The sequence below is a fragment of the Bacillus sp. 1A genome (genome assembly GCF_052682215.1).
Map to the genome: position 1 here is coordinate 3,769,523 of NZ_JBQYLZ010000001.1, position 26,267 is coordinate 3,795,789.

32 protein-coding genes are annotated in these 26,267 nt (G+C 33.6%); 23 read left to right on the forward strand and 9 right to left on the reverse strand.

Annotated elements, in window-relative coordinates; all coding sequences use genetic code 11:
* Positions 1–73 precede the first annotated feature (73 nt).
* Complete coding sequence (locus ACUN0F_RS19205; RefSeq protein ID WP_445539947.1) at positions 74–259, forward strand: hypothetical protein; 186 nt, start codon at positions 74–76, stop codon at positions 257–259.
* Positions 260–309: 50 nt separating this feature from the next.
* On the opposite strand, the gene ACUN0F_RS19210 is transcribed toward ACUN0F_RS19205, so the two are convergent.
* From ACUN0F_RS19210 to ACUN0F_RS19225, 4 genes are all read right to left on the reverse strand, one after another.
* Positions 310–762, reverse strand: a complete 453-nt coding sequence (locus ACUN0F_RS19210) for a hypothetical protein (RefSeq protein WP_445539948.1) — start codon at positions 760–762, stop codon at positions 310–312.
* Between the two features lie 138 nt (positions 763–900).
* Positions 901–1,257, reverse strand: a complete 357-nt coding sequence (locus ACUN0F_RS19215) for a hypothetical protein (RefSeq protein WP_000606238.1) — start codon at positions 1,255–1,257, stop codon at positions 901–903.
* 129 nt (positions 1,258–1,386) lie between these two features.
* Complete coding sequence (locus ACUN0F_RS19220; RefSeq protein WP_137052833.1) at positions 1,387–2,010, reverse strand: acetylglutamate kinase; 624 nt, start codon at positions 2,008–2,010, stop codon at positions 1,387–1,389.
* A gap of 682 nt (positions 2,011–2,692) precedes the next feature.
* Positions 2,693–2,854, reverse strand: coding sequence for a hypothetical protein (locus tag ACUN0F_RS19225; RefSeq protein ID WP_445539949.1), 162 nt, complete (start codon positions 2,852–2,854; stop codon positions 2,693–2,695).
* Between the two features lie 285 nt (positions 2,855–3,139).
* On the opposite strand from ACUN0F_RS19225, the gene recQ reads away from it, so the two are divergent.
* From recQ to ACUN0F_RS19325, 20 genes are all read left to right on the forward strand, one after another.
* Entirely contained in the window at positions 3,140–5,257 is a 2,118-nt protein-coding gene (gene recQ, locus ACUN0F_RS19230) for a DNA helicase RecQ (RefSeq protein ID WP_445539950.1), read from the forward strand.
* Positions 5,258–5,282: 25 nt separating this feature from the next.
* Complete coding sequence (locus tag ACUN0F_RS19235) at positions 5,283–5,666, forward strand: gamma-glutamylcyclotransferase family protein (RefSeq protein WP_046954119.1); 384 nt, start codon at positions 5,283–5,285, stop codon at positions 5,664–5,666.
* Between the two features lie 179 nt (positions 5,667–5,845).
* Positions 5,846–6,589, forward strand: a complete 744-nt coding sequence (locus ACUN0F_RS19240; RefSeq protein ID WP_445539951.1) for a class I SAM-dependent methyltransferase — start codon at positions 5,846–5,848, stop codon at positions 6,587–6,589.
* A 116-nt stretch (positions 6,590–6,705) separates the two neighbouring features.
* Positions 6,706–8,781 (forward strand): HelD family protein, encoded by a 2,076-nt coding sequence (locus tag ACUN0F_RS19245; RefSeq protein WP_445539952.1) that lies wholly within the window; start codon positions 6,706–6,708, stop codon positions 8,779–8,781.
* Positions 8,782–8,863: 82 nt separating this feature from the next.
* The gene (locus ACUN0F_RS19250; RefSeq protein WP_445539953.1) at positions 8,864–9,196 is read left to right on the forward strand and encodes a DUF952 domain-containing protein; all 333 of its coding nucleotides are present in this window, start codon (positions 8,864–8,866) and stop codon (positions 9,194–9,196) included.
* 169 nt (positions 9,197–9,365) lie between these two features.
* Positions 9,366–9,713 carry a PadR family transcriptional regulator gene (locus ACUN0F_RS19255; RefSeq protein WP_060486712.1) on the forward strand — a complete coding sequence of 116 codons (348 nt, stop codon included), beginning with the start codon at positions 9,366–9,368 and terminating at the stop codon, positions 9,711–9,713.
* Complete coding sequence (locus ACUN0F_RS19260) at positions 9,700–10,701, forward strand: HAAS signaling domain-containing protein (protein WP_046959655.1); 1,002 nt, start codon at positions 9,700–9,702, stop codon at positions 10,699–10,701. The genes ACUN0F_RS19255 and ACUN0F_RS19260 overlap by 14 nt, the downstream gene beginning before the upstream one ends.
* Positions 10,702–10,725: 24 nt before the next feature.
* The gene (locus ACUN0F_RS19265) at positions 10,726–11,238 is read left to right on the forward strand and encodes a GNAT family N-acetyltransferase (RefSeq protein WP_098190857.1); all 513 of its coding nucleotides are present in this window, start codon (positions 10,726–10,728) and stop codon (positions 11,236–11,238) included.
* A gap of 162 nt (positions 11,239–11,400) precedes the next feature.
* On the forward strand, positions 11,401–12,174 hold the full coding sequence (locus tag ACUN0F_RS19270; protein ID WP_046954114.1) for a serine hydrolase: 774 nt from the start codon (positions 11,401–11,403) through the stop codon (positions 12,172–12,174).
* Positions 12,175–12,546, forward strand: a complete 372-nt coding sequence (locus tag ACUN0F_RS19275; protein WP_046954113.1) for a hypothetical protein — start codon at positions 12,175–12,177, stop codon at positions 12,544–12,546.
* A 32-nt stretch (positions 12,547–12,578) separates the two neighbouring features.
* Positions 12,579–12,995, forward strand: coding sequence for a GNAT family N-acetyltransferase (locus ACUN0F_RS19280; protein ID WP_445539954.1), 417 nt, complete (start codon positions 12,579–12,581; stop codon positions 12,993–12,995).
* Between the two features lie 285 nt (positions 12,996–13,280).
* Positions 13,281–14,087 carry a GH25 family lysozyme gene (locus tag ACUN0F_RS19285; protein WP_000540641.1) on the forward strand — a complete coding sequence of 269 codons (807 nt, stop codon included), beginning with the start codon at positions 13,281–13,283 and terminating at the stop codon, positions 14,085–14,087.
* Positions 14,088–14,329: 242 nt separating this feature from the next.
* Positions 14,330–14,734 (forward strand): GNAT family N-acetyltransferase, encoded by a 405-nt coding sequence (locus ACUN0F_RS19290; RefSeq protein ID WP_445539955.1) that lies wholly within the window; start codon positions 14,330–14,332, stop codon positions 14,732–14,734.
* 15 nt (positions 14,735–14,749) lie between these two features.
* Positions 14,750–15,103, forward strand: a complete 354-nt coding sequence (locus tag ACUN0F_RS19295) for an MmcQ/YjbR family DNA-binding protein (protein ID WP_033662713.1) — start codon at positions 14,750–14,752, stop codon at positions 15,101–15,103.
* 21 nt (positions 15,104–15,124) lie between these two features.
* Positions 15,125–15,832 (forward strand): class I SAM-dependent methyltransferase, encoded by a 708-nt coding sequence (locus tag ACUN0F_RS19300; RefSeq protein ID WP_445539956.1) that lies wholly within the window; start codon positions 15,125–15,127, stop codon positions 15,830–15,832.
* A gap of 65 nt (positions 15,833–15,897) precedes the next feature.
* A complete protein-coding gene (locus tag ACUN0F_RS19305) occupies positions 15,898–16,284 on the forward strand; it encodes a ribosomal maturation YjgA family protein (RefSeq protein WP_001036234.1) in 387 nt (128 codons plus the stop codon).
* A 21-nt stretch (positions 16,285–16,305) separates the two neighbouring features.
* Positions 16,306–16,824 carry a DNA topology modulation protein gene (locus ACUN0F_RS19310; RefSeq protein WP_445539957.1) on the forward strand — a complete coding sequence of 173 codons (519 nt, stop codon included), beginning with the start codon at positions 16,306–16,308 and terminating at the stop codon, positions 16,822–16,824.
* Between the two features lie 32 nt (positions 16,825–16,856).
* Positions 16,857–17,534, forward strand: a complete 678-nt coding sequence (locus ACUN0F_RS19315) for a formylglycine-generating enzyme family protein (protein ID WP_001078762.1) — start codon at positions 16,857–16,859, stop codon at positions 17,532–17,534.
* Between the two features lie 69 nt (positions 17,535–17,603).
* Positions 17,604–18,797, forward strand: coding sequence for a macrolide family glycosyltransferase (locus ACUN0F_RS19320; protein ID WP_445539958.1), 1,194 nt, complete (start codon positions 17,604–17,606; stop codon positions 18,795–18,797).
* A 357-nt stretch (positions 18,798–19,154) separates the two neighbouring features.
* Positions 19,155–20,522: a lytic polysaccharide monooxygenase gene (locus tag ACUN0F_RS19325; RefSeq protein WP_445539959.1), complete on the forward strand. Its 1,368-nt coding sequence runs from the start codon at positions 19,155–19,157 to the stop codon at positions 20,520–20,522.
* 117 nt (positions 20,523–20,639) lie between these two features.
* Here the strand turns inward: ACUN0F_RS19325 and ACUN0F_RS19330 are convergent, their stop codons facing one another.
* From ACUN0F_RS19330 to ACUN0F_RS19340, 3 genes are all read right to left on the reverse strand, one after another.
* Positions 20,640–21,074, reverse strand: coding sequence for a GNAT family N-acetyltransferase (locus ACUN0F_RS19330; RefSeq protein WP_445539960.1), 435 nt, complete (start codon positions 21,072–21,074; stop codon positions 20,640–20,642).
* Between the two features lie 106 nt (positions 21,075–21,180).
* Positions 21,181–21,843: a ribose 5-phosphate isomerase A gene (rpiA, locus tag ACUN0F_RS19335; RefSeq protein ID WP_353838874.1), complete on the reverse strand. Its 663-nt coding sequence runs from the start codon at positions 21,841–21,843 to the stop codon at positions 21,181–21,183.
* A 4-nt stretch (positions 21,844–21,847) separates the two neighbouring features.
* A complete protein-coding gene (locus ACUN0F_RS19340) occupies positions 21,848–22,168 on the reverse strand; it encodes a 2Fe-2S iron-sulfur cluster-binding protein (RefSeq protein WP_445539961.1) in 321 nt (106 codons plus the stop codon).
* Between the two features lie 143 nt (positions 22,169–22,311).
* Between ACUN0F_RS19340 and ACUN0F_RS19345 the strand changes: the two genes are divergently transcribed.
* Positions 22,312–22,998 carry an RNA polymerase subunit sigma-70 gene (locus ACUN0F_RS19345; protein WP_264461714.1) on the forward strand — a complete coding sequence of 229 codons (687 nt, stop codon included), beginning with the start codon at positions 22,312–22,314 and terminating at the stop codon, positions 22,996–22,998.
* A gap of 21 nt (positions 22,999–23,019) precedes the next feature.
* Positions 23,020–23,601: an ATP-dependent Clp endopeptidase proteolytic subunit ClpP gene (gene clpP / locus ACUN0F_RS19350; RefSeq protein ID WP_000991621.1), complete on the forward strand. Its 582-nt coding sequence runs from the start codon at positions 23,020–23,022 to the stop codon at positions 23,599–23,601.
* Between the two features lie 66 nt (positions 23,602–23,667).
* On the opposite strand, the gene ACUN0F_RS19355 is transcribed toward clpP, so the two are convergent.
* Positions 23,668–25,223 (reverse strand): IS3 family transposase gene (locus ACUN0F_RS19355; protein WP_445539942.1). Its coding sequence is split into 2 segments (ribosomal slippage): positions 23,668–24,581 and positions 24,581–25,223, totalling 1,557 coding nucleotides; the frame shifts between segments, so codons are not numbered across the junction.
* A gap of 89 nt (positions 25,224–25,312) precedes the next feature.
* On the reverse strand, positions 25,313–26,170 hold the full coding sequence (locus tag ACUN0F_RS19360; protein ID WP_088081336.1) for a glycine betaine ABC transporter substrate-binding protein: 858 nt from the start codon (positions 26,168–26,170) through the stop codon (positions 25,313–25,315).
* Positions 26,171–26,267: the final 97 nt, after the last annotated feature.

The following is a 26,267-nucleotide window of genomic DNA, read 5'->3' on the forward strand; positions in this document are numbered from 1 at the left end:
AGACTAGTAAACAAGCCTTTTATATTTTCAAACATAGAATATGATGAATGCTATTGAAGGGAGAGTCATATTCATGGGAAACAATTGTCGTTGTAGACAATTCCGGAATTGTAATAGATTCTGGGATGATCTAATGTTTGGAAGATGCAGACGTAGAGATTGTGATGATTGTGGTTGTAGACGTAAACGTCATTGTGAGTGTGATGATTGCCGTTGCAATCATAAGCGTGACGATGATGATAAATGCCGCAAGTGGTAATTTTTTTGAAAGAGTACTTAAAAGTAAGTACTCTTTTTTATATGAGCCTTTTACATTCTATCCTGAACTAGTTTTCTTTCAATTTTCCAAGAATCTCGCTTTTTAATTTTTATAGCGATTTTAGTTCCGGTAGACTCCTTATAAAAGATATATCCATCGTTTGAGTTTACATATGCCAATGGTTCACCTATGCAATCTCGTGAACAAGATGTATTGATAATCTCAATTAAAGATAGTTCGCTCGGGTCGGTTTTACTTGCATCTATAATAGTATCAACGTCTGTTTTACGGTAACCTTGTAAGTTTACATGGAAACTTTGTTCAATTTCACCTGTAATACTAGTATTCATTACTTCAACTGAAAGTTTCTTTTCTTGAAGAAATCCGTTTTCATAAAGTAATTTTGTATATCCAAGCCATCCAATTAAAACTAGCATAATAAATATACTAGATATTTTAAGTGTTCGAAGCCGTTTACTAACAATTGTTTCTGAGTATTTCATTTAGTTTAATCCTCCAATGTTTTTAATTAAAAGTATGCCTAGATACATACTTTTAGAAGAAGGATAGAAACTAATGAGTTCTGGAGTCAAAAAAGAAAGCATCCGAAGTTAGATGCTTTCTTTTTTTAGTATTTTTCGCTATCTGTTCGTTACTTGTTTCATAAGTGGCCTAATTTCTTTAACGGGTGGTTTTTTATCATAGGCATCAACGTAAGAGAAATAGTAATTTAAGTTTCTGAGAAGACCTTTTCCTATTTTAGCGCTCAAGAACGGAAATACTTGTCCAGTATAATCATCGAGAGATTTACAGTAATATTTTTCATCTAGATAAATACTGTATTTACATGTTAGTTCTACTAGTGAGTTCCCTTCATCATCAATTACTTCTTTAGAATCAATAATGTCTATTAATGCGAATTTTTCATTCAGATAAACTTTCTTCTTTTTCTCGTGTTTATTTGTGAGGATAAATACGAGACCAATGGCGTTAATCAAAAGATTTCCTCCTATAAAAAACGGATATTAATAAAATATATCGATATACGTTAAATGTAAAGAGGAGAGGTGAAATTTCATTGATAGAAAGTTTTATAAGCCGATTTGTTTTTTCAAATCGGCTTATTATTATTGAAACACTTGTGGGAATTGTTTTACGATTGCATTTGTTATCATATCAGCCATTTCTAATGCTTCTTTTTCAATTTTATCGTATAGTTTTACGCTTGCTTCAAAATCTTTATTTAGGAAGGCAAGCGCTTCTGCTTTCGTAAGTGCTAAATGTTCATAAAACATTTTTCTGAATTCTTCTTTTTCTATATATGGGTTGATGCTAGTAAGAAACGCCACAATTTCATCACCATTAGCGTACCATTTTTTTTCTATAGCGGCAGCTGCATTTTGATCACCAGCTTTTGCGGCTTTAACTAGATCCGCTGCAATGACTAAGTGGTCTTTAATTAGTGCACTATATTTTTTTACAGCATCTTCACCATAGAATGGTTCAAGTGACAATCCCATATGTGTTGCATTTTGAAGAAGCCGCCCAACTGTAACGTTTACGTCTGGTAAATTAAAGACAATGCTAATAATAGCTAATCTCGTCCAAGCGACATGTTGTTCCCATAAAGAACGCATATAACCTTTTAAAAAGTTCTCGTTTTTACTAATTCGGTAATTACGTACAGATGTATCAAAGTGTACATAAGGGTTATGATAGGGGGAGTAATACGATTGCCAATAAGAATACATAAACGGTAACACTCCTTTGAACATGTATAACTCAAAGTATGATGGGAATTTATTTTTAGTTACGTGTCCTAAATTAATTTCAGAAATTGATATGGAAAAAGATGAAGAATTTTATTGTGGTATATATAAATAAAGTGAATATAAAAATAAACAAGGCTCTGCAAGGGAAGTTGCAGAGCCTCAAAAGGGTATTGCCGAGATGTCGGACTCGACTACGTAATATTATCATAAAATTCGCTTGAAAAAACCTGGTAAATGTGTCCAAATGAAAGTGGATCTTTAATAAAGTCAAAGGGATCAGCTTCCCGCAGCAAATCCCATTAACTAGATGATGTTGATGAGCAAAAACTCATCTGGAGTACTTTTATAGTAATAAGTGAAATTCGTTTTGTGTATTGAGAAAAAAAGAATTACTTCAATAAATGTTAAGAACTTATATTTTACATCTCGTTATTATCATCATTTGTTGTGAGTGGAGTATGGTTATAAAATAGAGAAAAGATTTACAAGTGTATCTAAAAGTGTACTGAAATATATAATAATCAAAAAAGACCTGCTTTTATAAGCAGGTCAACTAAAGGGGTTTATCCAACAGAATATTTCATATGATAACAGCTGTATTATAGTAAGTCTATAAGGTATATATTGAGAAAATTATTATGAATGATATATCCCACACTCATTAACGTTTAAAAAGTTGAGAAAGAAAATGAAAAAGTTTTCTATAAGAAAATAATGGCTGGTATTTATAATACGAATCATATTTCCACGCATCATGATTCGAGAATTGGAGTTGGTTCGGTACTGTTTTCTGCTTGATGGAACTAATATTCTGCTGCTTCATATAGTAACCTCCTGAATTCATATGTATAAGATTAGTAGTATTCAAGGAAGAGTAATAAAATGTATATTTATTTTGTAATTCATTTTATATGTGCTTTATTTATGTTTTAAAATTTATAAACATAAATAGCCATTAAAACACCGTTGCTAAACAACCTTTAAAATGTAGAGAAGCATAAAAAAATGAAAAAGCAAGCTGTTTGTCATGTATTCATCACTTTCATCACGCATAAGTGATGATATAATAGAAATAGATGAAAGATAAAGAAAAGCAGGTGACTCTTTTTTGTTTACAAAAGCACAAGAACTTTTAGCGTCTTATTTCGGTTATTCGTCATTCCGAAGAGGACAAGATGAAACAATTAAAAATGTATTAGATGGGGAAGATACGGTTTGTATTATGCCTACGGGTGGTGGTAAGTCAATTTGTTATCAAATTCCCGCATTAGTATTCGAAGGAACGACATTAGTTATTTCACCTTTGATTTCACTTATGAAAGACCAAGTAGATACATTAGTACAAAACGGTATTTCAGCTACTTATATTAATAGTTCTATTTCTATTACAGAAGCGAATCAACGCATTCAATTAGCGAAACAAGGACATTATAAGTTACTTTATGTAGCGCCTGAGCGTCTTGATTCAATGGAGTTTGTTGACCAACTTATCGATATGAAAATCCCGATGATTGCAATTGATGAGGCGCACTGTATTTCGCAGTGGGGACATGATTTCCGTCCAAGTTATTTACATATACATCGCATATTAGATTATCTTCCAGAAAAGCCGCTTGTATTAGCTTTAACTGCTACGGCAACACCACAAGTTCGTGAAGATATTTGCAACACGCTTGGAATTAATCAAGAAAATACGATTATGACAACGTTTGAGCGCGAGAACTTATCATTTTCTGTTATTAAAGGACAAGATCGTAATGCATATTTAGCGGATTATATTCGTCAAAATCAAAAGGAATCTGGGATTATATATGCAGCTACTAGAAAAGTAGTTGATCAGTTGTATGAAGATTTAATGAAAGCGGGAGTTTCGGTATCAAAATACCATGCTGGTATGAGTGATACCGATCGAAATGAGCAGCAAGAACTCTTTTTACGTGATGAAGTGAGTGTAATGGTAGCGACATCTGCATTCGGGATGGGGATTGATAAATCGAATATTCGTTACGTTATCCATTATCAACTGCCAAAAAATATGGAAAGTTATTACCAAGAAGCAGGACGTGCAGGGCGTGACGGTTTAGATAGTGCGTGTATATTGCTATATTCTTCTCAGGATGTGCAAGTACAGCGCTTTTTAATTGATCAATCGACAGGTGAATCTCGATTTTCAAATGAACTTGAAAAACTGCAAAATATGACTGATTATTGTCATACAGAACAATGTTTACAATCATTTATTTTGCAATACTTTGGAGAAGAACCGAAAGAAGATTGTGGCCGCTGCGGAAATTGTACGGACGACCGGGAAAGTATCGATGTGACGAGAGAATCACAAATGGTTCTATCTTGTATGATTAGAACGAACCAACGATTTGGAAAACAAATGATTGCACAAGTTTTAACTGGTTCGAAAAATAAGAAAGTTATTGAATTCAATTTTCATACTTTACCAACATACGGGTTACTATCAAATCGTAGTGTAAAAGAAGTTAGTGAATTTATTGAGTTTCTAATTTCAGATGAGTTAATTGCAGTAGAACATGGTACGTATCCAACATTAAAAGTTACGGAAAAAGGGAAAGAAGTATTATTAGGTAAAGAGAATGTTTTACGTAAAGAACGAGTAGAGACAAGACAAATTGTTCAAGATCATCCTTTATTTGAAGTACTTCGCGAAGTACGTAAAGAAATTGCGCAAGGAGAAGGTGTACCTCCATTCGTTATTTTCTCTGATCAAACGTTGAAAGATATGTGTGCAAAAATGCCACAAAGTGACTCTGAACTTTTAACTGTGAAAGGGATCGGCGAACATAAACTTGTGAAGTATGGTTCTCACTTCTTACAAGCAGTTCAGCACTTTATTAAGGACAATCCAAACTATGCTGAAACAGTTAAAACAGAAGTGGTGACAGAGCGGAAAAAGTCAGGGAAAGCTTCAGCAAATTCTCATTTAGAAACGTATGAAATGTATAAACAAGGCATTGATCTAGATGAAATTGCGAAAGAACGTGGCTTATCAAGACAAACAATTGAAAATCATTTAATTCGCTCTTTTGAAGATGGAATGGAAATAGACTGGAACAGTTTTGTTCCTGCAGAATATGAATCACTGATTGAAACTGCCGTGCAAAATGCAGAAGGTGGTCTGAAATCAATTAAGGAACAACTTCCAAATGAAGTGAGTTACTTTATGATTCGTGCATATTTACAATTTAGAAAGTAGAGATATATAAGGGGATAGGGGATATATGCATCACGTTTTCGTGTATGGCACATTAAGAAAAGAGCAAACGAATGCTCATTTTATGCAAGGTGCAATATGCATCGCAGACGGAGCATGGACGTATGGTAAATTATTTGATACAAACGAGGGGTATCCGGCAATGATTTGTTCAAATGAGGACAAAGTATACGGAGAAGTTTATGAAGTAAATGAGGTTGTTCTGCAAAAATTAGATGAACTGGAAGAATATACAGGTAATGCAGAAAGTGATTTATATGACCGAATCACCGAAACGATTTATTTAGGAGATAGAGAAATACGTGCATTTGTGTATGTCGCTCAAGATAAAGAGATGCTAAAGAAAGTTATCATTTCTGGTGATTGGGTAGAGTATCAACAAGAAAAATAATAGCAGTCATAGAGCAGATAGTGGTAGCATCCATTATCTGCTTTTTATATTGGTACTTTGAAATTTCTTGTTATTTTGATAAATTGTAAATATAGGGAATAATAATGATTTTTTCATGGGTGTCAGAAATTTAGTTTTTCACCTGTAGAAGAAAAATCTATTGCAGGAGGAGAATAATAATGAACGAATTAGATGTGAGAGAATTTTACGAAAAACAATTTGAACTATCCAATTACGATATCAATACAGAAAGTTGGTTAGAGCAAGTTGCTAAAGAAGTTAAAGAGCAAATTGGACATCCATTTCAGTCGATGTTAGAACTAGGTGCGGGAAATGGCGGATTTGCAAGGGCGATGTCTAAGTTACGTGTAAAGATGACTACTGTTGAGCTTGTACCAGAGTTAGTTATGTTTGCAAAAGAGCATTCTACTAATGATATTGCTATTCATTGCGCTGATTTTTATAAAATTAATTTTGAAGAAAAGTTTGATGTTGTTAGTTATTTAGATGGATTTGGTGTAGGAACAGATGATGAACAATTAATTCTATTAAAACGGATTAAAAATTGGATGAAGGATGATGGATGTGCACTTATTGATATTTATCAACCATTGTATTGGAAAAAGGTAAGTGGACAAGAAATGGCCTTAAGCTCAGCTATGCGAAAATATGAATATGATCTTATAAATGAGAGAATGTTAGATTATTGGTGGCATCCTAATAATTCAAATGATATAGTTACACAGTCTTTACGTTGTTATACGGTAGATGAGATTAGCAATCTATGTGCTGAAGCTGGTTTAAGTATTGTAGGATTCTTCCCAGGAGGAGCATATGATTTTGAAAAACGAAAATATAAAGAATTAGCAACTTTAAATGAATGTTTGGCGTATCGAATTAAAATAAAGAAGAGTAGAGATTAATCTCTACTCTTCTTTATTTTAGAAAGTTCTTACTAAAACTATTGACTTTATAAATGGATTTTTAATACAATTGTATTTCGACTGAAAAATTAGAACGGACAGGAGGGAATCATCAAATGAATAACATTTTTGAAGAAGAGTTACAAAGGATGAAAGATACATTACGTACGATGGATGATCAATTAGAACAGCTCGAAAACATTCCGGTTTATTATGGCGATGATTTTAAAGAACAAATTCTAGAAAGTATGAGGGAGTCTAATAGACAAAACTTACGTATTGGTGTGCATGAGCCATACTTTGGGAGACTAGACTTTCAAGAGGATGGCAAGGAAGAAGTTATGCCGATTTACATCGGTAAAGTAGGTGTTTCACATAAAGACACAATGAAACCAATTGTAATTGATTGGCGGGCACCTGTCGCAAGTATGTTTTATTCATTTACCGGCGGAGATGAATTAGCGTTTTATCAATCACCAGACGGATTAGTTGAAGGTGATGTTTATTTAAAGCGAAACATCTCGATCCGAAAAAGAGAACTAGAACGTGTTGTTGATACATATGTAAAAGGAAATGAAGATGTATCTCATGCCGATGATTTTCTTCTATATCGATTAGGTGAGAATAAAGATAATAAACTAAAGGATATTGTTTCAACGATACAATCGGAGCAAAACGATATTATTCGTGCGGAAAGAAACTTACCATTATTAATTCAAGGGGTTGCGGGAAGCGGAAAAACAACGATCGCTTTACATCGCCTTGCTTTTTTAATTTATGAATATCGTGAACAATTAGAAGCTGAGAGAATGATTGTATTCGCTCCGAATAGTCTTTTTTTAGACTATATTTCGAGTGTGCTTCCTGAATTAGGTGTAGGGAATATTAGTCAAACAACATTTCCGGATTGGGCATTACGTACGTTAGATGATTCTGTAAAACTAAAGCAAACAGAAGAAAAGTTGAAAGAAGCCTTTTCTATTAATCGTGATGAAGAAAAGGTTATGCTCGGTAAATTGAAAGGTACACTGGAATTTAAGTCGTTTATTGAAGAGAGAATGGTTCAATTTGAAAAAGAATTAATACCAACAAGTGATTTTGAGCCATGGGACAAAGCTATTATTCCAGTAGAAGACGTAAAAAAATGGATGCAAGTTGAATATAAGCACTATCCATTAAAGAAAAGAAGAGAAAGATTAGTCGGCAGAATGAAGCGCTGGATTGAAATTGAACTGAAAAAGTATGGAGAAACAAACGAGAAGAAATTACTAAAAAAAGAAGCGACAAAGAGATTGAATACATATATGAAGTTTTGGCCAAAAATGAGTTCACTTTCACTCTATAGTTCAATATTGAAAAGTAAAGAAATACTCGAAGTATTGCCTGAAGAAGTTGTGAAAGAAACTGAAAAGAGTTGTCGTAAAAAAGAAGTGTATGTAGAAGATTTACCAGCTTTAATTTACATACATCACCGCATAACAGGTATTGAAATCGGACAGAAATTCCATCACGTCGTTATTGATGAAGCGCAAGATTTCTCACCATTCCAAGTGTATGTATTAAAAGAAATTACACTAGGTAATTCTTTCACTATATTAGGTGATTTATCTCAAGCAATTTATGATTATCAAGGGATTGAAGATTGGGGTGCTTTTAAGGAAGTATTCCAAGAAACAGGTTATTATGAACTGACGAGAAGTTATCGTTCTACAAAAGAAATTATAGAATTTGCGAACGAAATAATTAAAAATGCAGAGATTCCAGTTGGGCTCGCAACACCAGTTTTTCGCAGTGGTGAAGATGTTAAGGTAATCCATGCAGAAGATCAATTTAATGAGATTATGAAGACGTTAAAACATCTACAAAACGAAGATGTGAAAACCATTGCGGTAATGGGAAGAACAGACGATGAATGCCGCGATATATATGAGAAATTAACAAAAGCAGGATTGGCCGTAAACGTCATTGAAGCAGATCAAAGTAAATATGAAGGTGGTATTTCAGTAGTACCTGTATACTTGGCAAAAGGGCTAGAATTTGATGCTGTTCTATTAATCGATGTTGATGAAGAACATTATAAAAATACGAAACATGATGCGAAGTTACTATATGTCGGATGTACAAGGTCACTTCATGATTTATGGATTTTCCATAGTGGAGAAGTATCGCCTTTAATTAATGGATTAAAATAAATATTACATACAAGAGGATTTTCTAGTAACAAAAAGAAGAACCTCTTGTTTTTCTATATAAAGACATGGAGAGAGGATAACTATGATAACAAAAGTAATAACAAAAAGAAATTGGGAAATCGCAAAGGTAGATGGAGAAGTTAATGAAGCTTCACTTAAAGAAGAGGGATTTATTCATTGTTCATTTTTACAGCAAGCTTTAAAAGTTGCTATAAAATATTTTAATCATGAAGAAGATGTTTTATTACTGACAATCGATCCATCCTTAATAAAAGCAGAAATAAAATATGAACTCGCTTCTAACGGTCAAGAATATCCGCATGTATATGGAGTAATTCATATTGAGGCAATTGTAGATGTTACCCCATTTATTAAAGAAAATGGACAGTTTATATTACAAGAGGTACAAAATTAAGGTTGTAATAGCCGTTTAAATTAACAAGAAAAGCACAAATTATATAGTTTGTGCTTATTTATTATCTATTTTTTGTAAATACGCATTGTTTTTATCACACTAATACTGTACGATACATAGTATAAAACATATACTGTATGACATATAGTAATGGAAATGAGGTGAGTGAATGGATGCTTTATTAAATTCGTTAATTACTGAACTAAGAAGAGGTACATTAACATTAGCGGTTTTAAGCCAGTTAAGAACACCGCAGTATGGGTATTCACTTGTCCAATTATTGGAGCAATCAGGGATCACAATCGATCAAAGTACTTTATATCCACTACTTCGCCGATTAGAAAAGCAAGAGCTAGTGACGAGTAGTTGGGATAAAACGGAGAGTAGACCTCGTAAGTATTACGTTTTAAGTGAATACGGATTAGAGATATTTTTGCAGTTAAAAAAGGAATGGATAAAGGATTCGAAAGAACTTTATAACCTATTAAAGGAGGAGGACAAGAATGAACTTGATTGATATTTACGTCGAGGAAGTAGCGAAGAGATTACCTGAAAAAAATCGTGAAGATATTATTCTTGAACTACGGTCAACTATCGAGGATATGTTACCTGATGAGTATAATGAGGAAGATGTAAAGAGTGTCCTTGAAAAATTGGGAAGCCCAGTTTCATTGGCTAATGGGTATCTGGATAGACCGATGCATTTAATTGGACCACGTTATTTTGATGTATATACGACGTTATTAAAAATGATTATACCGATTGCAGCTGTAATCGCACTCATTGCAATGGTTGCAGAAAATTTTGTAGGGTATGATGGTGAGCAAGCGGTATTAAATGTTATTTTAAATTTGATAGGTAAAGGAATTGGGGAAATTATCGAAGTAGGCCTCCATGTATTTTTCTGGTTGACACTTGTATTTGCAATTTTAGAAAGAACAGATAAAGACAAAGGTACTCAACCGTTGACGACAAGTTTAAAAAAATGGACGCCTGATGATTTGAAAAATACTTCGTATGTTCCAAAGAAAAAGTCGATCTCAAAGTTCGAAGTATTTGGCGGGTTAATGTGGACGGCAATATGGGCAACACTTTATTTTTATGCGAACCATCTTGTAGGTGTATATCATGGTACAGAAAGCGGATTGAAGTTTGTCGCGGCAACTTTTAATCAAGATGTGTTACTTCAGTATTGGCCAATCGTTGTAATTATGATTGTGTTTGAAATAGGTATATCTCTTTATAAGTTAGTACAAGGACAATGGACGAAAAAGCTGGCAATCGGGAATGCTATTCTTCAAATAGTTGGAACAATAGTATTCATTGTAATTGTAGTAAATCCGCATTTATTTAATGAAGGATTTATTACGTATGTAGCAAATGTGTTTACTACTTCTCCAGAGGAATTTAAAACGTGGTTAATTGGTGGAGGTATTATCATTTACATTTTATCTGCTGCATTAAATATATTTGATGGTTTCCGAAAAGCTCGTATTCGTATGTAGGAGTGAAATGAAAGGAAGAACGCGATGATAAGGGAAGCAAGGAAACAAGATGTAACATACATGTTAGATATTTATAATGATGCTATATTGAATACAACAGCCATCTATACGTATAAACCGGTAACCCTTGAAAATAGAATAGATTGGTATGAACAAAAAAAGGCTAACGGCTATCCGATTTTAGTATGTGAATTAGATAATAAAATAGTAGGATTTGCGACATTTGGCCCGTTTAGAGCTTGGCCTGCCTATAAATATTCAATTGAGCATTCTGTGTATGTTCATAAGGAATATAGAAAAAATGGGATAGGAACTTCTTTAATGAAAGCATTGATCACAGTTGCAAAAGAAAGGGAATATATGACCTTAATTGCTGGAATTGATGCAGAAAATGAGAAAAGCATTGCCTTACATGAAAACTATGGATTTGTTCATGCGGGGACAATTAAGAAGGCTGGCTATAAGTTTAATAGGTGGTTAGATTTAGCTTTTTATCAACTGGAGCTTAATGGTCCTAAAATGCCTACGGAAGAATAGATATTTGCGTTTTGCTTAGTATTTATTTTAGAAAGGTAGCATGGAGAAATTACATGCTATCTTTTTTATTGTATGCATACATATCAAGTAACAAAAAAGGTTTTATACATTCTATATCGAAATTTAAGAATGTAATAAAACAATATAAAAAGAGGTGCGAATATGCAAACTGTCATTGAAAGAATGAAAGAAATACAATCTGGTCAAGTTGGAGTGATTGTGTCTTCTACAAAATTTGAAGATATAATTGCCTCCTATAATAATGAGCTATATGTTCCTTTAGCATCAGCAGCAAAAGTGGCAATTGGATTTGCAGTAGCAAACATGGTAAAAAACAAACAAATTAGTTGGAATGATATGCTTCACCAAATTAAATTTAATCCAAAAGAAGATAGTGCACAATTATATCCACATTTGCAAGGAAGAGATACAATATCACTCAGTAAAGCTGTTGAAGTGATGATAGCGTGTCATGACAGTTATATTGCAAAGGCGATTGTATTGCACTGCGGAGGATGGGATACTGTTAGAAAGTATGTTTCAACGTACTTCCCTAACATACATGTTCAAGAAAACCCTAGAGATGAACAAAATGTTGGAGAGTTAAATGAAATACATTCACTTTTAGTGCAAATTTTTCGAGGGTATAAAACTGAGCCGGAATTATGGGAACCAATAATAAATGGAATGGTAAGGCAGCAAGGAGAATATGAAGGGATACCGCATAATCATTTAGCACATATGACAGGTGGATTGCCAAAAGCTATAATAAATATTGGTATACTAGGAGTGTTTAATGAATTTCCACTTCTTTATGTTATTGGAGGAAAAGATTTGCCTAATCGATTTGAAAATAAAGAAGCCGATGAAACTATTGCATCAGCTTTGAAGTACATATACGACATATATAGTGAAAGCATTCTAGGGGTCAAGTAATTGAAAAGAAACTTAAAAACTTCAACAATTATCATATTAATTTTAACAATTATCGCTATTGAAGTTGGAATCGCGATTTATGATCATAATCTGTCATTAGATACGATTTACTTTGCAGCAATCCTCATTTGTATTGTATTGCTTTTTGGCACACGTGTTTCTGAAGAGAAAGCAAGTACATCGAAACAAGGGCGAAGAAAAACAGCACTTATATTTTGGCCATCTATTTTATTGTCTATCGTTAGTTTTGCTGTTATAAGTTATATAAGAATAGGCTATGTTTCTGTACCAGGGATAATTGGCTTTTCGTGCTTTGTTACTTATGGTGGATTCGTGTTTATTAGTATTTTAAAGAGGAAAAGTAAAAATTAAAGGTAGCTTACTAAGCTGAAAGGAAGGAATATATGAAACACATAGAGAATGGTACTCGCGCTGAAGGAGAATACATAAAAAATAAAGTCATTCAATATAACATGTCTATTTTAAATGATGAAGCAAAACAGCCGTTGGAACAAGTAAGTTTCGTAGTGAAAGATGAGGATGGAAAAATCTTAGGCGGGGTAACAGGAACGATGTATTTTTATCATCTTCATATAGATTTTTTATGGGTTGATGAAACAGTTCGTCATGATGGTTATGGCAGTCAACTGTTACATAAAATTGAAGACATCGCGAAGGAAAAAGGCTGTAGATTAATATTATTAGATTCATTTAGTTTTCAAGCACCAGACTTTTATAAAAAGCACGGCTACCGAGAATACGGTGTTGTTGAAGATCATCCTAAAGGACATAGTCAACACTTTTTAGAGAAGCGGTTATAGTAATAGCATTCGTGCTCTAGAAGAAAAGTTGATTTTAAAAGCATCACCAAACAAGGTGATGCTATTTTAATTTTAAAGCAACTACTCAAGCTGATGTAATTATGAGGACAAATAGTACGATTCGTATAGCTATGATTTTCTTTTTTAATGGAAATGAGTTACTGTCTTTGTAGAAGACACTTGTCGTATTTACTATATGTACTAGCAAATACTATTGAATTTTTAGGAGAGGAAGAGCAATAAGACGAGCTCTGAATATAATACTAATAAAGGAGGTGTTAAGCAATGGGTTACATTGTAGATATTTCAAAATGGAACGGTAACATTAACTGGGATGTAGCCGCTCCACAACTAGATTTCGTAATTGCTAGGGTACAAGATGGATCAAATTATGTAGATCCTTTATATAAAAATTATGTCCAAGCAATGAGAACTAGAAATATTCCATTTGGTAACTATGGATTCTGTCGCTTTATTTCAATTGCTGATGCGAAGAAGGAAGCGCAAGATTTTTGGAATCGCGGTGATAAGAGTGCTACAGTTTGGGCTGCTGACGTAGAAGTGAAAACAATGGATGATATGAGAGCTGGTACACAAGCTTTTATCGACGAGTTACGCCGATTAGGTGCTAAGAAAGTTGGCTTATATGTTGGGCATCATGTATATGAGCCTTTCGGTATGGCGAACGTAAAAAGTGATTTTTTATGGATTCCTAGGTATGGCGGTAATAAACCAGCATATCCTTGTGATATTTGGCAATATACTGAGACAGGTAATGTACCAGGTATCGGTAAATGTGATTTAAACCAATTGATAGGAAATAAGCCCCTTTCTTGGTTTACTGAATCGGTACCAAAACAAGAAAACATACAAGCACTAGTTTCTAAACAAAATATTATTCAATCTGGAGCCTTTTCACCTCATGAAACTCCAGGTGTTATGGGAGCATTAACTTCTTTAAAAATGACTGCTACCTTCATTTTACAATCAGACGGTTTAACGTATTTTGTTTCCAATCCAACTAGCGATGCGCAATTAAACGGTATGAAAGGTTGGCTTGATCGGAAAGGTTGGTGGTATGAAATTAAATAAAGATAAAAGCCGTCCTATTGGGCGGTTTTTATCTTTAGCCAACTTAATATATTACGTGCTATTTTTAATATAGAAGAAAGAGGAAAGGATGAGAGAGAGACTGTTTATATTGCAATTGTAATATCTATATTATAAATTAATTTTACAATGGGTTTAATAACCGGTTGGATTCAATAGCTTATATTGAAGGGAGTAAAGTAAGACAAAACAAATATAATGAGTAATTTGATGGGAGAAAGAAAATGTACACGTATAAATTGCAACATGAACAACCAATCTGCGTAGGCAAAATAAAAAAACTTTATGACTCTGTCGGTTGGTGGCCAGAAAGAAAAGAAATCGATATTCAAAAAATGTTAAAGAATAGTATAGCGATTGGGGTATGGGAAGAAAATGAATTAATCGGATTTTCCAGGGTTGTTTCTGATGGTGTTTTTCGAGCGTACATAGAAGATGTTGTTGTGCATGAGATTGTAAGAAATAAAGGGATTGGAGAGAAAATGCTTACAATGTTACTTCAAGAGATTTCTCATGTTCATATTGTTAGTCTATTTTGTGGAGAGAAATTAATAAAGTTTTATGGTGAACACCAATTTCAAGCGACGAAACAAATTGTAATGCATCGTAATCAAATAGTGAAAGAATAAGAGGTGCCAATGAAAATGAATGCAACAAGAACATATTGTTTATCAAAAAGAAAAGCGACTGAAGATTCTCCTGATGGTTGGAATGCAACATGTATGAGGCTTAATAATAAAATATTTGCGATAATAAACCATGAAGAAGGAGAAAAAGCTGCGATTACTTTAAAATGTGATCCAGAACTTGCATTAAGATTAAGAGAAGAGTATCCAGAAGCAATCATTCCGGGGTATCATATGAATAAAAAGCATTGGAATACAGTGTATATACATAAAGATGTAGAGCAAGAGCAAACTAATAAGATGATTGATTGGTCATATGATTTAGTTCTACAATCATTTTCAAAGAAAAAGCGGCAAGAGTTATTAGATTAATATGTATAAGGGGTGGAAGTAATGAAAGACACGATCAAACATACATATGATAAATTAGCGAGTACATATAAAGAAAATCTAGACTTGGCAAATCCATATAACAGTTATTATGAAAGACCAGCGATGATGGAGATGATTTCAAAGAATTTAGAAGGGAAGAGTATATTAGATGCTGGATGTGCAGCTGGATGGTATACTACTCAATTTGTAGAAAGGGGAGCAAATGTTACTGCAATTGACATAAGTTCTGAAATGGTAAAAGCTGCAAAGGAAAGTACGGGTAATAAAGCAACGTTTCTTTGTCATGATTTGCAAGAAGTATTACCATTTGAAGATAATACTTTTGATGTTATTGTAAGTTCGTTAACGCTTCATTACTTAGAAAATTGGAATAAAGTATTTCAGGAGTTTCATCGAGTATTGAAGCCAGGTGGCGAATTTATATACTCCATTCATCATCCTTTTATGGATTTTACAAAGTTTACTAGTGAAAATTATTTCGAAAAACAATTATTAGTAGATACTTGGGTTAAACCAAATATTACAATAGAAGTTAGCTTTTTTAGAAGACCACTCCAAGACATAATTAATGAAACAACAAATTATTTTGTGTTAGATAAAATGGTGGAACCGAGGCCGGTTGAAAAAATGAGAGAAGTAAATGAAACATCATATCATTATCTAAATACAAATCCACATTTTCTTATTATGAAAGCCATTAAAAAATAGGTAGTAAAATAATTATATTTTACTACCTATTTACAGTTTTTAATTACATATTAGGAGATTTTGAGATGAATAAGAAACGAAATAGATTATTATATGCGCTATTTACTATAGTTATAATTATTTTAGGTCTTAGCTCAAGAAAGTTAGCTTTTGCGTTACCTCATCTATTAAACGCGTACTTAGGTGATGCTTTATGGGCATTGATGATTTTTACTGGATTCGGATTTTTATTTCCTAAAATAGACACGAAGAAAGTGGCTTTTATTAGTTTGTTATTTTGCTACGGGATTGAATTGAGCCAATTGTACCATGCCGAATGGATAGATAGCATTCGTGCAACAACCTTAGGAGGACTCGTATTAGGTTACGGATTTTTGTGGAGTGATTTAGTTGCTTATACAATTGGTGTTGGGATTGGAATGTTTTGTGAGTTTATGTTAAGGAAGAAATAAAAGATGTAAAAAGGGGTATGTATGAAAAAAATAATATTAATAGGTTCTGGTGGTTCAGGGAAATCTACATTAGCAAGGCAGTTAGGGAATAAATTAAATATTAAAGTACATCATCTTGATGCGTTATTTTGGAAACCGAATTGGGAAGGTGTACCGAAAGAGGAGCAAAGAAAGGTTCAAAATGAATTAGTTAAAGAAGATGAGTGGATTATTGATGGGAATTATGGCGGGACAATGGACATAAGAATTAACGCTGCTGATACAATTATCTTTCTTGATATTCATAGAACAATATGTGTTTATCGTGCTTTTAAAAGGGTTATACAATATCGGAATAAAACAAGACCGGATATGGGTGCTGGATGTGAAGAAAGGTTTGATTTGCAATTTTTTAAATGGATATGGCAATATCCTAAAACGAAACGACCTTCAATTTTAAAGAGGCTAAATCAATTGAGTAAAGATAAAGATGTTATTATTTTAAAGTCTTCAAATGAAGTAAGACTATTTTTAGAGAAGTACGATACTATAAATAGTTAGATTATAAAAAGAAATAACATGGGGGGATAGAATTGAATAGATTCATTGGCCCGGTTGATTCTAATATGGTGAAAATTCCAGCAGGAAAAGTAGAATTAAGAGATGATCGAATAAAAAAACAATGGCAAGTTCAAGTTAAACCTTTTCTTCTTGCAAAGTATGTTGTAACAGCGGAATTATATTATGCTATTATGAATCTTGCACTAAATGGTAATGAAAATAGTAATAAACCAGTTGTAAATATTTCATGGAATGATGCTATTATATTTTGTAATTTACTTTCCAAAAAAGCGGGATTAAAAGAATATTATTCTATTAGTGAAGATGGTCTAAATGTTAGTTGTAATTTAGATTCAAATGGCTACCGATTACCTTTTGAAGCAGAGTGGCAATATGCGTGTAAGGCAGGAACTACGGGATACATATATGGAGAACTGAAAGAGATTGCTTGGTACAACGAAAATTCAAGTGGACATATTCATGAGGTCGGAAAAAAAGAACCGAATGCATGGGGACTTTACGATATGTTAGGAAACGTTTGGGAATGGTGCTATGATTTATATGATGAACAAGTGTACGGATCATACCGAATTTTCCGCGGCGGTAGCTGGGCTGAAGCAGCTAGAGGTTGCGGTGCGACTTGTCGTCGCCGTAGTCATCCTACATTTCATATAGATGACCTTGGGTTTAGGCTTGCTAGGTCCATTTAGAAGAATAAGACAAAATACCTATAATACTAATGGCAACATAGACAAGATTTAAATTAAGGAGTGTTTAAAGTGGCACGTGTTTTATTCATTAATACTGGATCAGAAGGACATATAAATCCAACATTGCAAGTTGTAGAAGAATTAGTTTCACGTGGGGAAGAGGTAGTTTATTTTTCAATTGAATCTTTTAGAGATCGTATTGAGAGAACGGGTGCTACTGTACGAACAATTGACGAGCAAAAGTTTTTAAAAGCTTTTCTTTCTGGTGGTCGAAATTATTTATCAGAGAGAATAAATGGTCTTTTACATACGGCAGATGTTATTATACCAAATGTTCTTGAACAAATTGAAGGGGAACATTTTGATTACATCATTCACGATTCAATGTTTGGTTGTGGACATATAATTGCTCAAATTCTAAAGCTTCCAGCAATAAATTCCTGTACATCGTTTGCACAGAATGAAAAATCATTTGAACAAATGTTAGATTACTTGTCTAAAAGTATCCCAATGGAGGTTCAGGATAGGATACATAATGATTTTGAAAGATTAACGAAGGGGATTGCGGAAAAATATAGTGTTGAAATAAACTCACCATATGAAGTTTTCTGTAATCCAGCGCCACTTACTATTGTGTATACAATAAAGGAATTCCAACCTTTTGGAGATATGTTTGATGAAACATTTAAATTTGTAGGTCCATCCATCTCTACACAAGTAAAAAATAAAGAGTTTGATATTACTACACTTGAAGAAAAAAGCCCAATTTACATTTCATTAGGTACTGTTTTCAATGAAGCGCTTGATTTTTATAAACTTTGTATGGAAGCGTTCGAGAATAGTGATTATACTATTGTTATGTCTATCGGTAATAAAACAAAAATAAGTGATTTAGGTAATATTCCTAAAAACTTCATTGTGAAAAACTATGTACCACAAACGAAACTACTCGCATATGCAAAGCTATTTATTACACATGGCGGAATGAACAGTACACATGAAGGATTAAATAACGGGATTCCACTCATTGTAATTCCGCAAAGTGCAGATCAACCAGTAATCGCAAAGCAAGTAGAGAATCTAGGAGCTGGGATTAAGTTATCTATAAATGAATTAACTGTGGAACAACTACGTGAAAGTGTAGAATTTGTATTAAATAATCCATCATATAAAGAAGCTGCATTGAATTTGAAGGAGTCTTTCCGAAAATCTGGTGGCTATAAGGAAGCTGCTGATGAGATTTTTACATTTATAGGTCAGTAATAAATGGAAGATTATACATGAGAAAAGTGTCTATATGAAATAGTATAGACACTCTTCTTTTATATGAAGCGGAGAATTCGTTGTTTTGAAAGGTTAAATATTCTGTTTTATAAATTCGGACCATAGTTTTACGTGTTACTAATGCTTTCATCATTTCTGCACAACTTCTGCACATACTTTGATGATTTCTATGTCATGATATATTCATCAAGTGAAATATTTCACAAGAAATGAAATATATTTTCACTGCGGTGTATGCATAATTAACACATACATCGATACAAGATTGTCTCTTGTTATTCTTTTACATCGAAGCCCACATTACACTACAAAGTATAACAAGAAGGGGACAGGAACATGAATAATCGATTATTAAAACAACTACAAAACATGAAAATGAACAAAAAAAGTCTAGGAGCTGTTGCATTAACAGCTGGAATTATTGGCACGACACTTATTCCTCAAAACGCATACGCGCACGGTTTTGTTGAAAAGCCTAGCAGCCGATCTGCTTTATGTAGTCCAACCTATGGTGCACTAAATGCAAACTGTGGAAGTGTTATGTATGAACCACAAAGTTTGGAAGCTCCAAAAGGGTTCCCGCAAGCTGGCCCAGTTGATGGCCAAATCGCTTCTGCAGGTGGTAAATTTAGTGGTGTTTTAGATCAACAAACAGCTGATCGTTGGTTTAAAAATACAATCACAGGCGGGGAAAATACTTTTACTTGGAAATATACAGCGCCGCACTTAACGAGCAAATGGCATTACTATATTACAAAAAAAGGATGGAATCCAAATAAAGCGCTCACAAGAGCAGATTTTGAACCAATTGGAACTGTACTACATGATGGTTCTGCAGCCTCAAATCATTTAACTCACAAAATCAATGTACCTACTGATCGAAGTGGATATCATGTGATTTTAGCAGTATGGGATGTAGCTGATACAGCAAATGCATTCTATAATGTAATTGATGTTAATCTTATCAATGATGTGAAACCAGATATAGAAGCTCCAAGTACTCCAAATGGAATTCAGACACAAAAAGTAACAGCGAATAGTATAGAACTAACGTGGAACGCTTCTACGGATAATGTAGGGGTAAAAGGGTATCAAATCTTCCGTAACGGAGAGATGATTGATACAGTACCAGGAACTCATTTTATTGATAAAAAATTACAACCAAGTACAAAATACTCTTATACTGTAAAAGCTATTGACACAGCTGGAAATGTCTCGAAAGAAAGTGCAATGCTTACAGTAAAAACAACAGTTGAGGCTTCTGATACAGAAGCACCAACACAACCAAAAGGATTACATAGTATGGGAACGACAGCGTCAAGTGTAGATTTAATGTGGAGTCCATCTGACGATAATATTGGTGTAGACCATTACGATATTTATAGAGAAACAGAAGGATTAATGAAAAAGATTGCAACATCTAATACGACTTCTTATATGGATAAAAATTTACTTCCTAATACTACTTATAAATATGTAGTGAAAGCTGTTGATTTAGCTGGAAATGAATCTGTACAGAGTGATATATTCACAATTACTACAAAAACTGAAAGCGCTTCATATGAAGAGTGGAATGCAAAGAAAGCATATGAAAAGGGAGATAGAGTTCTACACGAGGGAAAAGTATATGAATCTGTCCAGAGTTATCAAGGAAATGGGGATCCAAACTGGATTTATGCCTTATCATTATGGAAAACAGTGTAAGCTTTACCTAGATATGAACTAAGAGATGATGGGCTTTGATGCAAAAGAAAATCTTGAGAATTCACTTTTCTATTTATAAAAAAGGGTAGTATATAAATTCATATACTACCCTTTTTATTATGATAGTACTTTCGTCATAAGAACGTGCGGAATACCATCTTCAATAAATACATCAGAAGAAGTTTGATAATCTAATTTTTTATAAAATCCTTCAGCTTGTGTTTGGCCGTGTAGTTTTACTTTTGTAGCTTCTTTGTCACGAGCAATTTCTTCTAGCGCTTTGATTATTACTTTTCCTAATCCGTATTTACGATAGTCTTTTAAAATACAGATGCGTTCTAATTTTCCTGCACCGCCAACAAATCGTATACGACCTGTACCTACAGGAAGATCGTTATAATAAACTAAAATATGTTTGCATTTCTCACCGATTTTATCGAATGTATCGAATTCATCTTCAAGAGGGACATTTTGTTCTTTTATAAATACTTCTTTTCGAATATGAAAGGCGGTTTCTAAATCTGTAAGTTCTGTTATGACTTTGGAGTGCAAATTGTTCAGTCCTTTCTAGTGTGATGTGCTTTTGTTTTCATAGTATATCATAATGATACGCAATACAGAGAAAATATAAAAAGCTGACTGTAAGAGTCAGCTTTCATTATAGTTCCTTTATCCCGTTTTTTGTTCCAATAATTGCCTTACTAGTCATATTAACAAACAACCCTGTTTCAACTACACCTGTAATCATTTTTAATTGAGTGTGTAAATTGGTAGGATTAGTTATGTTATGAGGGAATATACAATCAATAATCATGTTATTGTTATCGGTAATAAATGTTTCATTATTTTTTAAACGTAACGTTGTTTGACAACCTAAAGATTGAATTTTCCTTTCGGTTTGTTTCCATGAAAAAGGTATAATTTCAACAGGTAATGGGAAAGTACCTAAATGTGTTACAAGTTTCGATTCATCAGCAATAATAATTAGTTCTTTGGAGGAAGTGGCAACAATTTTCTCGCGAAGTAATGCGCCACCACCACCTTTTATAAGCTGTAAATTAGCATCAATTTCATCCGCTCCATCAATTGTAAGATCAAGACTTTGTACGTCGTTTAACGAAATTAGAGAGATATTTAGTTGTTTAGCCAATACTTCCGTTTCTTTTGACGTTGGTACAGCTTGAAATGATAAGCCTTCTTTTACACGCTCACCTAATTTTTGTATCGTCCAATATACAGTAGAACCTGTGCCAAGTCCAACTTTCATCCCATCTTTTACAAAGTTTGCAGCATATTCACCAGCGAGCTGTTTTAAATTCAGCATATTATTCTGCTGGGCGTGGGCCTGCATCAAGACCTGAATTTTCTACTGTAAGTATAGGACGAACGACTATATCTTTATGTATGTGCATTTGGCATGATAAACGTAAGTGATCTTCAATTCCTTTTTCTGTAATCGCATTTTTTTCATTTGTGCTCGCTTCACAGAAATCACCCGCTATAATTTCAACTCTACAAGTAGTGCAACGTGCTTTACCACCGCAACGATGGAGAATATGTACACCGTTATCTTCAATCGCTAATACTAACTTTGTTCCTTCTTTCACATCAAAAGTTCCCGCACCTTCAATTGTTAATTTTGGCAAATTTGTTCCTCCTCAAGTAAAATTGTACATAACATATTTATGACCGCGAATTATTGAACATAAACATAATTTTTTTATATGCCCCGTAACTTTTTTATTTGTTTAATCGTTAATTAAGTAAGCGCTGAAAAGGAGTGGTTATTTTGTGCACAAAAGTAACTCATATTTTAAAGAATCATATCGATATGAATCATTCAAATATAAACTTTTTAATTGAGCAATATGGAGAATTGAAAAGATACTGTACATTTTTAACGAAAAACAAATGGGACGGCGAAGATCTTGCCCAAGAAACAGTTTGTAAAGTTCTTCAAAAATATAGTAATAAAGATATTTGTATGACGCTTGTATATAAAATAGCTAGAAATCGCTGGATAGACCAGATGAAATCAAAATCAGTTCATGAAAAAATAAAGGAACAAATTATTTTTGATGCCCCACAAGAGAACATTGCAGATTTGCATGAAATGGTAGGGAAAGTATTATCGTCATTAAATGTACAGCAATCCGCAATTTTACTATTAAAAGATGTGTTTCAATATAGTTTAGCTGATATTGCTAAAGTATGTTCCGTATCAGAAGGTGCAGTAAAAGCCTCTTTATTTCGGAGTAGAAATAGGCTGAAAACTGTAAGCGAAGAAGGGATAGAGATGGTCGAATTCACAGATGATATTGAAGTTGTAGTAACGTCTATTCGTGAGGAGAGACCAGAATTATTAACGAAACTCCTTCCGACAATAGATTTTACTAAGTTACCATCTATACAGCCAGTCTTATTGTTTTATGCGAAAAACCCTTCTTCCTACAGTTGTATGCTTTGCGTTGCATAACAATTATTGGAGGGATTTAAAATGAATGCAATTCCATATGTAGTAGAACAAACGAAATTAGGAGAACGTTCCTATGATATATATTCAAGGTTATTAAAAGATCGCATTATTATTATCGGTTCAGAAATAAATGATCAAGTAGCGAGTAGTGTCGTAGCTCAATTATTATTTTTAGAAGCGGAAGATGCAGAGAAAGATATATATTTATACATCAATAGCCCAGGTGGTTCAACAACAGCGGGTTTTGCCATATTAGATACAATGAATCTCATTAAACCAGATGTACAAACGCTATGCATGGGATTTGCAGCATCATTTGGTGCATTGTTATTATTATCAGGTGCAAAAGGAAAACGGTTTGCGCTACCTAACAGTGAAATTATGATTCATCAGCCACTTGGTGGTGCGCAAGGCCAGGCAACAGAAATTGAAATAACAGCTAAAAGAATACTAAAGTTAAAGCGTGATATTAATAAAATGATTGCAGAAAAAACGGGGCAATCAATTGAAAGAGTAGCACATGATACAGAAAGAGATTATTTTATGACTGCTGAAGAAGCGAAAGAATATGGGATTGTAGATGATGTTGTTACGAAAAAATAAGATAAAACAGGCTAGAGGAATTGAACAGCCCCCCGTCAAGTAGACAGTGAAAATAATAAAAACACCCTAAGCGGCTTCAGCCCTATATTCCATGGGGCTGAGGCCGTTTAGTCGTTTTTGGAATCGGTCATAATTATAAAATTGAATGTACTCGTCTACCGCTTGATTTAGTTCCTCAAACGTATCGTATTTGTGTAAGTAATATTTCTCGCACTTAATCGTTCCCCAAAAAGACTCCATTGGCCCATTATCAATGCATCTACCAACACGTGACATACTATGGACTATGCCTGTTTTATCTACACGGCGCTTGAATCCATGGGAAGTATATTGAAAACCACGATCGCTATGTAGAAGAAGTTCATCTTTAGATGAACGAATTGGCGCTTGATCAAAGGTTTTAAATACAAGTTGATTATTGTTAGAATGTCCTAGAACGTAGCTGACAATGGAACCGTCATACAAATCAAGAATCGCACTTAAATAAGCCTTCTTAGATGAGCCATACTTGAATTCTGTCACGTCCGTTACCCATTTTTCATTCGGTCTATTTGCTGTAAATTCACGATTTAATACGTTTTGTGTGACATGTTGTGGTGTGACATTTTTATAACGCTTTCTTTTTCTACGAATGACAGATTGTAATCCAGCTATCTTCATCAAACGATAAATACGTTTGTGATTGAAGGTTTCACCGAATAGGCGATTCATATTTAACACCATTCGACGATAGCCATAGATACCTTTTAATTTCTCGTGAAGGATTTGTATTTCTTCTATGATTTTTTTATTTTGTGTTTCTCTAACTGAAGGTGTACGGTTTACCCATTTATAATATGCTGCACGTGTAATGCCAGCGATTTTACAGAGTAGTGAGATTGGCATATTTTTTTCTTTATGAAGTTCTTGAATTGCGACATATTTATTTTCAAAACGTACTTGATTTAACGCCTCCTCTCGAGTTCTTCTAACTTTTTTAAAAATGCATTCTCGGCTCGTAACCGCTCATTTTCTCTTTCAAGTTTCTTCATTTCTAATTTCACTTTTTCTTCTGGTGAAAGCTCTTGTTCTTCCTTCTTTCTTCCACGTCTATCTTTTAATGCTTCATCTCCACCATTGTTATATTTCTTGACCCACTGATAGACCTGTTGGTAAGAAACATCATACATGTCAGCGGTCATTTGAAAGTTTTTATTGTTCTCCAAACAGTATAGGACAATTTGAATTCGTTCCTCCCAAGAGGTTATTCTCGTTTTCGTCATAGATCGTATCTTTCCTTTCAACGTATCTTTCAACTCTCTATGACTATTATAATGCTTTACCCATCGCTGGAGAACGGATCTACTTGAGATTTCATGTCTTCTAATAATTTCATATTGAGAATATTTCCCTGATAAATACTCCATAACCGCTGTTTCTTTGACTTCCTTTGAATATCGTTTCCATGATGAGCTTTTTTGTAGACCTTCAATCCCATATTGTTCAAAACACTTCATCCATTCCTTGAATGAATATTGCGTAACTTGATACTTCTTACAAAGTTCTGTAATTGTATAATTTCCTTTTCTATAAGCAAGCAATAGCTCTAGCTTAAATTCAGGAAGATACCGTTTTTTAGACATCAAAAAAACTCCCCTTAAGATCAAACAGATTTTTATTTTTTAATCTGTCTACCTTAAGGGGAGCATATCATATCCTCTAGCCTGTTTTATTAATCTTTTACCCATTCATCAACTAGCGCTTGATTCTTTTCAATCCATTTGCGTGCCGCTTCTTCAGGATCTTTCGTTTTATTTAACATGACCATTAATGTACCAAGCTGTTCATCGTTCATTTTCCATTTGTCAAAGTATTTCACGATATCCGGATGATCTTTTTCGAAACCTTTACGAACAGAGTAATAAATGTCATCTTTTTCACCATATACTTTCTTAGGGTCTTTTAAATATTTTAAGTTAAATTCTGAAAAGCCCCAATGCGGATTCCAAAGCGTAACAGCGATTGGTTTCTTTTTCTTATATGCTTTCTTTAATTCACTCATCATCGCAGCTTCAGAAGATTGGACAAGTTTTAATTTAATATCATATTCCTTCATCGCTTTATTTGTTAAATTCATAAGACTACTACCGGGTTCAATACCGACAATTTTGTTATCTAGTTCATCTTTATGAGCATTTAAATCCTCAATACTGTTAATGTTTTTCACATAAGAAGGGACGACAAGGCCAAGGCCAGTACCTTCATACCATTTTGATTTTAAGACAATATCATCTTTATAACGAGCATTTAGCGGTTTATCCGTAACAGGTAGCCATACTTCTAAATTCGCATCCACATCACCACGAGCAACGCCAGTCCAAATCGCAGCTTTTTCTAAATACATGAGCTCAACTTTGTAACCTTTTTGTTCTAATAAAACTTTCCACATGTTTGCCGTTGCAATGTTTTCTTTCCAACTTGTTACACCAAGTTTAATTTTCCCTTTCGAATTTGCATTTGTTGCATTACATGAAGAGAATATCATAGTAATAAATAATGCAAGGCATATAAGCCATATTTTCTTTTTCATCGAAACCCTCCTAAGAAATGTTTGCCTTTTTAAATAAATGTATAAGTAAGCATTCTTATTATGAACGGAAACGCGAATTTTAAAGAAATCTTATGAA